The sequence below is a fragment of the Mucilaginibacter terrigena genome (assembly GCF_004168255.1).
GTDB lineage: Bacteria > Bacteroidota > Bacteroidia > Sphingobacteriales > Sphingobacteriaceae > Mucilaginibacter > Mucilaginibacter terrigena.
The window spans coordinates 766,768-779,206 of record NZ_SEWG01000001.1 but is presented as its reverse complement, the minus strand read 5'-3'; the positions used below and the strand labels follow the sequence as shown (position 1 = coordinate 779,206).

Below are 12,439 nucleotides of genomic sequence, written 5' to 3'. Positions count from 1 at the left end.
TGGTAAGGTTAAAATAGATAATTTACCTGCAAAATAATAAATTGCCGTGTATCTGATATAATTCTTTTCTAAATTATTAAAAGGTACAGCATGTCTAAATTTCGGGAGAATGGCTGAGGTTAAGGTGGTTTAAAACAAAAAGCCCGATACGGGCATGTATCAGGCTTTTGTACTCAGAGTCCCGATGCAATCGGGCACTCCTTTAACGGGAATCCCGACTAAAATAGGGACGGTCTACCAGTATTAAACATCTTTATTAAAGGTTGCTACCAGTTTTTCAATAAATACCCGGCTCTTCATCGATTTAATATAAAATTCTCTTGCATTGGCTTGGGCTTTTGTTTGAAAACTTTCAAAACTCATCAAAATCCAAGGCCCTTTATTTTTGGTGGCTTTAACCTTTCCAGTGTTGTGTCTTTCCAATCTCGCTTCAATATTTTCAGTGTGCCCGATGTAATATCGACCGCTTTTTGAAGATTGCAAAATATAAGCGTAAAACATAATTGGCTATCATAACAAAAGCCCCAGTTATGGGGCTTTTGTACTCAGAGCGGGAATCGAACCCGCACTCCTTTAACGGGAACAGGATTTTAAGTCCTGCGTGTCTACCAGTTCCACCATCTGAGCAGGTGTTGTAGTCATGCTTGTATTATTTCACCCAAGCTGGTGATTTATGCTCAGAGCGGGAATCGAACCGACACTCCTTTAACGGGAATCCCGATTTAAATCGGGACGGTCTACCAGTTCCACCATCTGAGCAGGCGATTAACCTTTTAACAATAAATCCCTTCTTGTGGAAGGGATTTGAGCGAAAGACGAGATTCGAACTCGCGACCCCGACCTTGGCAAGGTCGTGCTCTACCAACTGAGCTACTTTCGCGTTGGTGTTTCCTGCTTGGCTTTGGGCGTGTGCCTTATCGCGTTTGCGGGAGTGCAAATATAGACAGAAATGAATGTTCTGCAAGTAAAAAATGAACTTTTTTTAAAGTTTTTTATAACTCGCTGTTTTTCAAAACCTCAGCGGTAAGGTCGGTTTCAAAACCACGGCTTAAAGCGTACTGCTGCAATTTATACCTGCGTTTGTAAGTGTCTTTTTCGGGTAGGGTACCTGCTTTTTTCTCAATTATGCGGGTTAGGGTATCCATGTAGTCGCTTGCATTTATGGTTAACAGCGCCTTTTTTATCAACACCGGCGATACATTTTTAAATTTAAGCCCCTGCTTTATCTTTATCCGCCCCCAGCTTTTTTGATTGAACTTGCCCTTTACATAAGCTTTAGCAAAACGCTCCTCGTTTAAGTAATTCTCTTCTATCAGTTTAATAATGATGTTTTCTACCGCCTCTGTCCACAGGCCCCAATCGTAAAGTTTGTTACGTATTTCCTGCTGCGAACGCTCCTGGTAGGCGCAGTAATGCTCGGCTTTGGCCATGGCAACATTTACATCGGTAATTTTTACTTTTTTTGGGGTATCCATCAAAACCAAAATACGTTAAAATTCTTCTATTCACAGAAATATAAGCAAATTCGTGTTATGCAAAATACTTACACCATAAATGATGTAAAACAGGTTATAAATGCTACAGGTGACATAGTCACTGATGCTGCCATCAGCACGTTACTTACCGATAGCCGCCGTATCGGTAACCCCGCCGGTTCGTTGTTTTTTGCATTGGATGGCCGGCGCGACGGGCACGAGTTTATTGCCGATGCCTATATCGCGGGTGTACGTAATTTTGTGGTGAACCATCAGCCTGATACAATTATGCCCGATGCCAGTTTCCTGGTGGTGGCCGATGTGCTAACGGCCCTGCAAACACTTGCAGCGCATCACCGCAAACAGTTTAACCTTGATGTGATAGGCATTACCGGCAGCAATGGCAAAACCATTGTAAAAGAGTGGCTTTATCAGTTGATGAATCCCGAAAAAAGCATTGTACGCAACCCCAAAAGCTATAACTCGCAGATAGGGGTGCCGTTATCCGTATGGCAAATAAACGAGACGCATAACCTGGGCATATTTGAGGCGGGGATCTCAACCCCCGGCGAAATGGATAAGCTGGAAGCTATTATACAGCCCACCATAGGTGTGCTTACCCACATGGGCACCGCGCATGATGAGGGTTTTGAATCGCCCGAAGAAAAGTTGGACGAAAAGCTGAAGTTGTTTAAAAATTGTAAGCAGCTGATATATAATTACGAAGCATTGCTTGATCATAAAGATGAACTACAAACCCGCGAGTGCTTTGTATGGAGCCGCAAGTTTAACCTGGTTGATCTGTATGTTTTCAGCGAGACAACCATATCCGGCAAATATTACATGCGCGCCATTTATAAAGAAAAGGAAATTGAATGCCTGGTGCCCTTCAGGGACGAGGCATCGGTAGAGAACGCTATTGTTTGCTGGGCAACTATGCTGGCCATGGGTTACAGCCCTGCCGATGCTGACGACCGCATAGAGCGCCTTGCCGCCGTTAGTATGCGGTTAGAACTGAAGCATGGGATAAACGATTGCTCGATCATAGACGATTCGTATAACTCAGATATCCAATCGCTCGAAATAGCGTTAAACTTTTTAAATCAACAAAATCAGCATCAAAAGAAAACGCTCATTTTATCGGATATTTACCAGTCGGGCTTACAACTGGATGCCTTGTATAAGCAGGTAGCGCAAATGGTGAGCGCCAAACAGGTAGACAGGTTTATAGGCGTGGGTACATTCTTGCAAGAGTACAAGGATTACTTTAACGTGCCGCAGATGCATTTTTATGCCGATACAGCCTCTTTACTGAAAGAGATGAACAAGTTGCACCTGCAGGACGAAACTATCCTGATAAAGGGCTCGCGCAGTTTTGAGTTTGAACGTATAAGCCGCGCGCTGGTACAAAAAGCGCACGAAACGGTATTAGAAATAAACCTGAACACTTTACTAAGCAACTTAAACTTTTATAAAGCAAGGCTTAAACCCGGCGTAAAAATAATGGCGATGGTTAAAGCTTTTTCGTATGGCAGCGGCACATTTGAGGTTGCTAATATGCTGCAGTACAATAAAGTTGATTATTTGGCTGTAGCTTATACCGACGAAGGTATCGCCCTGCGCGAAACGGGTATCACCCTGCCCATAATGGTGCTTAACCCCGAACCGTTGGCTTACGATAAGCTGGTAGCTAACAAGTTAGAACCTGCTATCTACAGTTTTACTTTGCTGGATGAATTTGTAAAATTTGCGCAGGAAGAGGAAGTAATGAATTACCCCGTACACCTTAAAATAGACAGTGGAATGCACCGTGTAGGGTTTGAAGCTTTTGAAATTGAACCCCTGTGCGATCTGCTGGAGATAAATCCATATATCCGTGTGCAGTCGGTTTACTCGCACCTTGTGGCCAGCGATGCCGAGCAGCACGACCTGTTCACTGTTCAGCAGATCAGCATATTTGAAACAGCTTTTAAGCAGATAGAAGACGCGTTGGGTTACCCGGTAATTAAGCACATCAGCAATACATCTGGTATTACGCGCTGGCCAAATGCCCATTATGATATGGTAAGGCTGGGCATTGGCCTGTATGGGGTGGATGCAGCGGTACCGCGCGAAGAAAGTGGCTTGCAGCCGGTAGCTACCCTGAAAACCACGGTATCGCAGGTAAAAAAGATGGCCGCCGCCGAAACTATTGGCTATAACCGTAACGGCAGCCTTAAAGCCGATGGTAAAATAGCGACCGTACGTATTGGTTACGCTGATGGCTACCTGCGAGCTTTTGGTAACGGCGTAGGGCGGATGCTGGTTAACGGCACGCTTGTACCAACGGTAGGAAACATCACCATGGATATGTGTATGCTGGATGTAAGCAATGTAGAAGTGAAGGAAGGGGACGAGGTTATCATATTTGACGAACAGCAACGTATAGAGGACCTTGCCACCCAAATTGGTACAATCCCTTACGAAATACTAACAAACATTTCGCAACGGGTAAAAAGAGTGTACTTTTACGAGTAGCTATGCAGATGTGCAGTCCCGATAGCTATCGGGATTAGATGTGCAGATTTAGTCCTCAAAATTCACTAAATCATTAACTCACTAATTATCTGATGAAGAGAATATTCCGAGCCCTGTTAAATTATTTTTTTAAAGGCCTGCTGATAGTAGTGCCGCTTGGCGCTGCATTTTTCCTGATATTCTGGATAGTATCCCGTGTAGATAATTCATTGAACCTGAGCAGCGAGATACTGGTTGACAGCCAGGGTAAACCTCTATATATCCCAGGCTTAGGTATCCTGAATGTGATAGTCATCATTTTGATAGCCGGGATACTGGTTACCAATGTTATTACCGACCCTATAAAACGGTGGTTTGCCCGCTGGCTAAACCGTTTGCCCTTATTCAAATTTTTATATTCTTCGATAAAAGACCTTACCGAGGCCTTTGTAGGCGAGGAAAAGAAGTTTAACGAACCTGTTTTGGTTGAAGTGAACGAGTTTGGGTTAAAGAAGATCGGTTTCCTGGTACAGAAGGATATGACAGCGCTGAACCTGCCGGGCGAAGTTGCCGTTTACTTCCCCATGTCGTACTCGTTTGCGGGGCAGGTAGTTATTGTACCTGCTGATAAGGTGAAACTTATTGACCGCAGCGCCGCGGATGTAATGAAGTTTGTTATATCGGGCGGGGTTAGCGGTTTGGAGTAGGTGTAATTGCGTTTTGAGGCAGCAGTTTGGGGTCTTTCTTTTTAAAACTCCTTATAGTTAATATAACACTTATAAACATAAGCAATGCCCCCAACAGGAACGGTGCCCCCGGGAAGTAAACCGATGCCCCTTTGATGGTAAAATGGTGAAATAAGGTGGTCATCATCAGCGGGCCAACTATGGTAGTTAAGCTTACCAGGCTGGCAAGTGCGCCCTGAAGTTCGCCCTGCTCGTTGGCAGGTACGTTTTCGGATATAAAGCCTTGCAAGGCCGTACCGCCTATACCACCCAGGCAATAGGGGATCATGTAAACATACATCAGCCAGCCTACGTTATTGAAAGCTATCATGATAAGGCCGATGCCATAGAAGGCAATACCCGCCATAATATTTTTCCGTAAACCAAATTTTGGTATCGTCCACCTCACAAAGCCACCCTGGATGCCTGCTATAAGTAAACCAATAAAAACACCCAGGGCGCTGATGCTATGTAATGTCCATTGAAATTTCTCTATAAGGTAAAAAGGCAGTACACTTTCAATAGCTTTTTGACCGATGTACACAATAGTGTAGGCAGTAATAAGCGTACTGATGGCCATAGAGTACTTTCTTAGCCGTAATAACGAACCAACCGGGTTTGCCCGTTTCCACTCAAACCTGCGGCGGTTCCGCATGATCAACGATTCGGGCAGTACGAAGTAGCCGTATAGCGCATTTAGTAATGCCAGCCCTGCTGCTACAATGAAAGGTAATTTTATCCAGTAAGCGCCTAAAAATCCGCCCAACCCAATACCCAAAATAAAACCAAGGCCGGTTGCAGCGCCAATTAAGCCAAAGTTAGCTGCCCGTTTGTCACCGCTGCTTACATCGGCTATGTAGGCTGTAGCGGTGGTTGTACTTGCACCGGCTATCCCGGCTATCAATCGCCCGGCAAAAAGCCATAAAATAGTAGGGGCAAAGGCCATAAACAGGTAATCGATGCCAAAGCCAAGCAGTGAGAACAACAACACCGGCCTGCGACCGATCATATCACTGAGGTTGCCTAAAACCGGGGCAAACAAAAACTGCATGGAGGCATAAGTAAAGGTTAACCAGCCGCTGTATTGGCTTGCCATACTGATATCCACATGGCCCAGTTCTTCCAGCAGCTGCGGCAGGATAGGGATAATGATACCCAATCCCAATACATCGATAAATATCGTTACGAAAATAAATCCTAAAGCAGCTTTGCCGTGTTGTATGGGTTTCTCCATCATAAGTATCAGCAATTAATGCAGGTTGCTGTTATAAGCTGTTTTAGCTTCAGATTGTTTCTCTTTTTTAAAACTTCTTACGGCAAGTAACGCGGCTATAAGCATTAGCGCCGACGCTATAAAATATGGTGCACCGGGTAAGTGCACGGGTGCATCACTCTTTGTAAAGTAGTAAAATACAAAAGTCATAAACCATGGCCCAAATATCGAACTAAGGCTCATTAAACTGGTTAAGCCGCCCTGCAGCTCGCCTTGCTCGTTCTTAGGCACTTCGTTGGTCATAACACCTTGTAAAGCAGGCCCGCATATACCGCCAAGTGCGTAAGGTATCATAAAGGCAAACATCATCCAGCTTTTATTTGCCAGCCCGAATAATAGCATCCCAATAGCGTAAAGCACCAAACCTATCCATATGCTACGGTTTTGGCCAAGTTTGGGGATAGCTACACGGATAAGGCCACCCTGCACAGCTGCTATAGTTAAGCCTATAAAGCCTAACGAATAGCCAACCACATCCTCGCTCCATTTAAACTTCTCTATAGTGTAGTAAGTCCATACGCTTTGTACGGCATGGCCGGCAAAATAAACAATGAACAGGCAGGCTGCCAGGCCAATAACGGCGGGGTATTTTTTTAGCTGTACTAATGAACCCATTGGGTTGGCACGTTTCCAGTCAAATTCGCGGCGGTGTTCTTTATCAAGTGATTCGGGCAGGATAAAAAATCCATACGCCGCGTTTAAAAGCGCCAGTGCAGCGGCAGCGTAAAAAGGGTAGTGGGTATCATATTTACCTAAAACACCGCCTATAACCGGCCCGATGATAAAACCCAGGCCAAAAGCAACACCTATCATCCCGAAGTTTTGCGCGCGTTTTTCGGGTTCGCTTACATCGGCTATATACGCAGATGCTGTTGTGAAACTGGCACCGGTAATACCTGCAATAATACGGCCGACAAACAGCCAGCCTATTGTGGGTGCAAACGCCAGGAAAAGGTAATCGATACCAAAGCCTAAAAGCGAACATAGCAGCACCGGCCTGCGGCCATACTTATCACTCAGGTTGCCTACCAGCGGCGAAAAAATGAACTGCATGGCCGAGTAAGCAACAAATAGCAAACCTGATATTTTTGATGCGTCGCTGATATTGCCATGTATAAGTTTCTCAATAAGTTTCGGGAAAACAGGAATGATGATAGCTAAACCTATAACATCAATAAGGAGGGTGAAAAATATAAAGCTTAGTGCTGCCTTTTTTTTGGGTTGGGTTAACGTATCCATTATATCGGGCTAAAGTATATAAAAAAAGCGACAGGCATAGGCCAGTCGCTGTAAACAGTAGGTGTGTGATTTAAAAATTCGGTTTCAATACATACTTCTCGTAGAAACGGAAGATATGTTCGGTGGCTTCTTCAGCGGTATCTACTACGCGGTAAAGGTTAAGGTCGTCGTCGCTGATGTTGTGTTCGTTGGCCAGCATTTTTTCTTCCACCCATTTAAACAGGCCGCCCCAATACTCAACCCCAACAAAAACGATAGGGAAGCGGGCTATCTTACCGGTTTGTATCAAAGTAATCGCTTCAAAAGATTCATCCATGGTACCAAAGCCACCCGGCAGGATAATAAATCCCTGCGAGTATTTCATGAACATTACCTTGCGGATAAAAAAGTAATCAAACTCCAGGATCTTATCCCTATCGATATATTTATTGTGGAATTGCTCAAAAGGCAGTTCGATATTTAAGCCTACGGATTTTCCGCCTGCTTCATAAGCGCCTTTGTTGGCTGCCTCCATAATGCCCGGCCCGCCGCCCGATATTACACCGTAACCACGCTCGGTAAGCAGGCGTGCGGTATCTTCGGCAAGTTTGTAGTATGGGTTATCGTTTTTTGTACGTGCCGACCCAAAGATGGATACGCACGGGCCAATTTTGGCCAGTTTCTCGAAGCCGTCTACAAACTCGGCCATAATTTTAAAGATCTGCCAGGAATCGGTTACTTTAATTTCCTGCCAGTTCTTGTTCTCAAATGCTTGTCTTATTTTTTCGTCACCAGTCATGTTTTATATATATTCCGGAAGCCCGAAAGGTCGGCAAATCCGGAGGTATGATAGATATTACAATAAATTTTGCTTTAGGTTTTAATTATGCGGCTTTCGGACTTACGGTCTTCCCTACTTTCGGACCCGAACACAGCCACAGGCCGCCAAAGGTAATTAACCCGTTTACTATGATCAGTTCGTTATCAAAAACGTAACCTCCTAAAATGTATTTTGATTCGGTGCTCAGGAAGTAACATACCGCAGGCGATATCAAACAAATAAAAGGCACCAGTTTATCTTTTACCTGCCTGCTGCTCATAAACAAGCCGAAGCTGTAAAGACCAAGCAGTGGCCCATAGGTGTACGACGCCACCTTAAATATGGCGGTAACCACAGCATCGTCATTTAGCACGTTAAACAATATGATGGTAAGGAACAACAGCCCCGAAAAAGCGATATGCACATAGTGCCTAACATTGATCATTTTTTTGCTGTTGGTATCACCGCGTTTGTTAAAGTTTAAAAAATCAACACAAAACGAGGTGGTTAAGGCCGTAAGGGCCGAATCGGTAGTGGCGAAGGTGGCAGCTGTTAAACCAAGCATAAATACCATGGCGGGGATAACCCCCAGGTATTGTAAAGCGATAGTAGGGTACAGATAATCGGTTTTTGCTACCGTGATGCCATAACGCTGCGCATAGATATAAAGCAAAGCGCCCACACTTAAAAAGAAAATATTGATCACCACAAATACAGCCGTAAAGCTGAACATGTTTTTTTGTGCTTCTTTAATGTTTTTCATGCTCAGGTTTTTCTGCATCAGGTCCTGGTCAAGGCCTGTCATTCCCACGGTGATAAATAAACCACCCAAAAACTCTTTGCCAAAATGGAAGTGGCTGCTCATGAAATCATTAAAAAAGAAAACCTTTGAATAGCTGCTGTTCTTGATAGCTTCGGCAGCTTCGAATATGTTGTAATTTAAACTATCGCAAATAAAGTAGATGGACAAGAATACCGATGATACCAGGAACAGGGTTTGCAAACTATCGGTTATGATGATGGTTTTTAGGCCTCCTTTAAACGTATACGACCAGATAAGCAGTAAACATATGAGTACCGTAACCGCGAATGGGATATGGTAATAATCAAAAATAAAAAGCTGTAATACAATTACCACCAGGTATAACCTAAATGCCGAACCAATGGTGCGACTAAGCAGGAATATAGCCGCGGCGGTTTTATAGCTCCAGGTTCCCAGTGCCTGTTCTATATAGCTGTAAATTGATGTAAGCTTTAAACGATAATACAGTGGCAGGAGTACTGTTGCGATGATAATGAAACCCGCGGCGTTACCCAGTACAAACTGAAAATAGGCGAACTGATCGCCGCTTGGCGCGCCCACTTTGCCCGGTACCGATATAAAAGTAACCCCGCTTAAGGCTGTGCCAATCATCCCGAAGGCAACCAAATACCATTTTGAGTTGCGGTTGGCCACAAAAAAGGTATCGTTATCTGATGATTTTTTTGAGGTAAGGTGAGATATTATCAGTAACACCAAAAAGTAACCTACTATAAATGAAAGCAATATTCCGGGAGACATATTCTTCAGGGTTTAATGGAATCTGCTAAAAGCAGATTGCTCTAAAGTAGAAGTTTAACATTGGCAAAGCAAAAAATATTTGGTTTAGAATTATGCAATTGTATTAAACCACAAAGGGCACAAAGTGAAATCACAGCGTACATAGAGCCTTTATTATTTTCAAAGTTTTGCGCCCTCTGTGAAAAAACTATGTGCACGCTGTGGTAAAACCATTTAATAACAATATTTTTGCTGCTGATATGGCTAATACAACCGCTCCAATGAACCGACTAAACCAGCTTTTCGCTACCAAAAAAGAAAACCTGCTTTCGATATACTTTACAGCCGGTTATCCGCAGCTAAATACTACGGTTGATATTGCGGAAGCATTGGAGAAAGCAGGGGCAGATTTCCTGGAGATCGGTTTCCCATACTCGGACCCGGTTGCAGATGGGCCTACTATTCAGCACAGCTCGCAAACCGCGTTGGATAACGGAATGAACCTTAATCTTTTGTTTGAGCAACTGAAAGACCTGCGCAGCCGTGTCAGCATCCCGGTATTGTTAATGGGCTATGTTAACCCTATTGTACAATACGGTGTGGAGCGTTTTTGCAAAGCGGCAGTAGCGGTGGGGGTAGATGGCATCATCGTTCCCGACCTGCCCATGTATGAATACGAAATGCTGTACAGCAACCACTTTGAGGATAACGGACTGAGCAATATATTTTTGGTGACACCGCAAACATCAGAGGACCGTATCCGCAAGATTGATGAGTTGAGCAACAGTTTTATTTACCTGCTTTCGTCGTCATCCATAACAGGCGGTAACCTGCAATTAACAGATAGCATTGAAAGCTACTACAACCGCATTAAGGCAATGGATCTGAAGAATCCTACCATTATTGGTTTTGGGATCTCGGATAACAAATCGTTCGGCAAAGCCTGCGAGTATGCCAATGGCTCCATCGTGGGCAGCGCATTTGTAAAGTTGCTTGCCGAAGAGAATTATATGGAGAAAATTCCGTCGTTTATAGGCGGTATCAAAGCTTAGCTCTTACCCTGGTTAAAAACACATAACCAATTACTGCTGCCAGCAGGGAAGTGACTAAAATTACAAACTTTGCCTGGCTCTGTAAGCCTGTATCGGCAAAAGATAGCAATGCCATAAATATTGACATGGTGAAGCCTATGCCTGCCAACTGACCAATCCCCCATACCTGCAGCCATTTTACACCGTCGGCCAGTTTGGATAGCTTTAGTTTTACCGCCAGCCAGCTAAACAGCGTAATGCCTATGGGTTTACCTAACAGTAAGCCAAATAATATCCCGGCTGATAATGGATTAATGATACTCCCGCCCGATAAGCTTTCACCAATATTTATATTAGAATTTGCTAATGCGAACAGGGGAATGATGATAAAATTCACCGGGTTTTCCAGCAGATGGATGAGTTTTTTTAAGGGCGAATAACCCAATTTAACGTTATGAGGAATGGCCATAGCGGTGAGCACCCCGGCAACCGTGGCGTGAATGCCGCTGTGATGGATAAAATACCACATCAACACTCCCGGAATTAGATACGCAGCCAGGTATCGCACATTAAGGCGGTTAAATAGCAGCTGCAAAATAAACATACCCAATGCTAAAAGCAGGTAAGTGGTATGCAGCCCGGAAGAATAGAATATAGCGATGACCAGTATCGCCCCCAGATCATCTACAATGGCCAATGCTTTTATAAATACCTGCAAGGATTGCGGCACCCGCGATTTGATGATACTGATAATTGCCACCACGAAGGCTATATCGGTAGCCATAGGGATGCCCCAGCCGTTTATAGTTGGCGTGTTAAGGTTAATTAGCGCGTAGATCACGGCAGGTACAAGCATCCCGCCAATGGCTGCGAATATGGGTAAGGTTGCCGATTGTCTGTCGGATAGTTCACCATTTAAGACCTCGTCCTTGATCTCTAACCCAACCAGCAAAAAGAAGATGGCCATTAGCCCGTCGTTTATCCAACCCAAAGAGGTATAAGGGCCAATATGCTTATCAAGGATATTGTTGAATGGTGTGTGTAAACCTGTATTGGCAATTACCAGCGAAACCACCACGCAGGCAATGAGGATAACGCCGCCTGTAGCGTATGAGCGGATAAATTCGGCGAATTGTTTGAGGTTGCTTATCAAGATATATGGTTTCTGCTTATAATCGCAAAGATAGGATTATAAATACTCTTCCAGTTCGCCCTTACCTTCGCGGATGATCTCAAACTCGCCGGAAGTGCAATCTACAACTGTTGAGGGAATGTTTTCACCGTAGCCGCCATCAATAACGATGTCCACCAGGTCCTCATATTTTTCGTGGATCAGTTCGGGGTCGGTAGAGTATTCGATAATATCGTCTTCATCGTGGATAGAAGTGGATAGGATGGGGTTGCCCAGGGCCTTTACAATTTCGCGGGCGATGTTATTATCGGGTACACGGATCCCTACCGTTTTTTTGTTTGAGCTTAACAGTTTTGGCACCGCATGGCTCGCGTTAAATATAAAGGTGAACGGCCCCGGTAAAGCCTTCTTCAACACTCGGAAAGTAGCGTTATCAATAGGTTTGATATAATCTGATATATGGCTAAGATCGTAGCATATAAAAGAAAAATTAGCCTTCTCGGGCTTAATATTCCTGATCTTACAGATGCGCTCGATAGCCTTTTGGTTGGTAATATCGCAACCCAAACCATAAACCGTATCGGTAGGGTAGATGATGATACCGCCTTTACGCAGCACATCAGCAGCCTGCTCAATAGCTTTTTCGTTCGGGTTTTCGGGGTAGATACGTATTAGCATTATTTTGATTTCGGATTTCGGATTTACGATTTCGGATTTAAATCAAATTTG

At 44.1% G+C, this 12,439-nt stretch carries 11 protein-coding genes and 2 tRNA genes; 3 read left to right on the top strand and 10 right to left on the bottom strand.

The genetic code is table 11. The annotated features are described in order from the left end of the window. Positions 1-243 precede the first annotated feature (243 nt). The 4 genes from EWM62_RS03360 to EWM62_RS03345 form a co-directional block, all read right to left on the bottom strand. Positions 244-501: a GIY-YIG nuclease family protein gene (locus EWM62_RS03360; RefSeq protein ID WP_129875212.1), complete on the bottom strand. Its 258-nt coding sequence runs from the start codon at positions 499-501 to the stop codon at positions 244-246. 41 nt (positions 502-542) lie between these two features. Beyond that, a tRNA-Leu gene (locus tag EWM62_RS03355) sits at positions 543-627 on the bottom strand. Between the two features lie 180 nt (positions 628-807). Then, positions 808-880, bottom strand: a tRNA-Gly gene (locus EWM62_RS03350). Between the two features lie 112 nt (positions 881-992). After that, positions 993-1,475 carry a regulatory protein RecX gene (locus EWM62_RS03345; RefSeq protein ID WP_129875211.1) on the bottom strand — a complete coding sequence of 161 codons (483 nt, stop codon included), beginning with the start codon at positions 1,473-1,475 and terminating at the stop codon, positions 993-995. A gap of 57 nt (positions 1,476-1,532) precedes the next feature. On the opposite strand from EWM62_RS03345, the gene EWM62_RS03340 reads away from it, so the two are divergent. Further along, positions 1,533-3,992, top strand: a complete 2,460-nt coding sequence (locus EWM62_RS03340) for a bifunctional UDP-N-acetylmuramoyl-tripeptide:D-alanyl-D-alanine ligase/alanine racemase (protein WP_129875210.1) — start codon at positions 1,533-1,535, stop codon at positions 3,990-3,992. A gap of 92 nt (positions 3,993-4,084) precedes the next feature. After that, entirely contained in the window at positions 4,085-4,678 is a 594-nt protein-coding gene (locus EWM62_RS03335) for a DUF502 domain-containing protein (protein ID WP_203234971.1), read from the top strand. Here the strand turns inward: EWM62_RS03335 and EWM62_RS03330 are convergent. The 4 genes from EWM62_RS03330 to EWM62_RS03315 all read right to left on the bottom strand — a co-directional run bounded on the left by EWM62_RS03330 (position 4,662) and on the right by EWM62_RS03315 (position 9,568). Next, positions 4,662-5,933 (bottom strand): TCR/Tet family MFS transporter, encoded by a 1,272-nt coding sequence (locus tag EWM62_RS03330; protein WP_238989268.1) that lies wholly within the window; start codon positions 5,931-5,933, stop codon positions 4,662-4,664. The two genes, EWM62_RS03335 and EWM62_RS03330, sit on opposite strands and share 17 nt — an antisense overlap. A gap of 12 nt (positions 5,934-5,945) precedes the next feature. After that, positions 5,946-7,208 (bottom strand): TCR/Tet family MFS transporter, encoded by a 1,263-nt coding sequence (locus tag EWM62_RS03325; protein ID WP_129875208.1) that lies wholly within the window; start codon positions 7,206-7,208, stop codon positions 5,946-5,948. A 70-nt stretch (positions 7,209-7,278) separates the two neighbouring features. Beyond that, complete coding sequence (locus EWM62_RS03320) at positions 7,279-7,986, bottom strand: LOG family protein (RefSeq protein WP_129875207.1); 708 nt, start codon at positions 7,984-7,986, stop codon at positions 7,279-7,281. 85 nt (positions 7,987-8,071) lie between these two features. Further along, entirely contained in the window at positions 8,072-9,568 is a 1,497-nt protein-coding gene (locus tag EWM62_RS03315; RefSeq protein ID WP_129875206.1) for a sodium:solute symporter, read from the bottom strand. Between the two features lie 260 nt (positions 9,569-9,828). Between EWM62_RS03315 and trpA the strand changes: the two genes are divergently transcribed. Continuing rightward, complete coding sequence (gene trpA / locus EWM62_RS03310) at positions 9,829-10,599, top strand: tryptophan synthase subunit alpha (protein WP_129875205.1); 771 nt, start codon at positions 9,829-9,831, stop codon at positions 10,597-10,599. Here the strand turns inward: trpA and nhaA are convergent. After that, positions 10,589-11,731, bottom strand: a complete 1,143-nt coding sequence (gene nhaA, locus EWM62_RS03305) for a Na+/H+ antiporter NhaA (protein ID WP_317127788.1) — start codon at positions 11,729-11,731, stop codon at positions 10,589-10,591. The two genes, trpA and nhaA, sit on opposite strands and share 11 nt — an antisense overlap. A gap of 36 nt (positions 11,732-11,767) precedes the next feature. Further along, positions 11,768-12,388, bottom strand: coding sequence for an L-threonylcarbamoyladenylate synthase (locus EWM62_RS03300; RefSeq protein WP_129875203.1), 621 nt, complete (start codon positions 12,386-12,388; stop codon positions 11,768-11,770). Positions 12,389-12,439 lie beyond the last annotated feature (51 nt).

Excerpts from the sequence above, each read along its gene's own strand:
- EWM62_RS03360 (WP_129875212.1), bottom strand. The coding sequence starts at position 501 with ATGTTTTACGCTTATATTTTGCAATCTTCAAAAAGCGGTCGATATTAC.
- EWM62_RS03345 (WP_129875211.1), bottom strand. The coding sequence starts at position 1,475 with ATGGATACCCCAAAAAAAGTAAAAATTACCGATGTAAATGTTGCCATG.
- EWM62_RS03340 (WP_129875210.1), top strand. The coding sequence starts at position 1,533 with ATGCAAAATACTTACACCATAAATGATGTAAAACAGGTTATAAATGCT.
- EWM62_RS03335 (WP_203234971.1), top strand. The coding sequence starts at position 4,085 with ATGAAGAGAATATTCCGAGCCCTGTTAAATTATTTTTTTAAAGGCCTG.
- EWM62_RS03330 (WP_238989268.1), bottom strand. The coding sequence starts at position 5,933 with ATGATGGAGAAACCCATACAACACGGCAAAGCTGCTTTAGGATTTATT.
- EWM62_RS03325 (WP_129875208.1), bottom strand. The coding sequence starts at position 7,208 with ATGGATACGTTAACCCAACCCAAAAAAAAGGCAGCACTAAGCTTTATA.
- EWM62_RS03320 (WP_129875207.1), bottom strand. The coding sequence starts at position 7,986 with ATGACTGGTGACGAAAAAATAAGACAAGCATTTGAGAACAAGAACTGG.
- EWM62_RS03315 (WP_129875206.1), bottom strand. The coding sequence starts at position 9,568 with ATGTCTCCCGGAATATTGCTTTCATTTATAGTAGGTTACTTTTTGGTG.
- trpA (WP_129875205.1), top strand. The coding sequence starts at position 9,829 with ATGAACCGACTAAACCAGCTTTTCGCTACCAAAAAAGAAAACCTGCTT.
- EWM62_RS03300 (WP_129875203.1), bottom strand. The coding sequence starts at position 12,388 with ATGCTAATACGTATCTACCCCGAAAACCCGAACGAAAAAGCTATTGAG.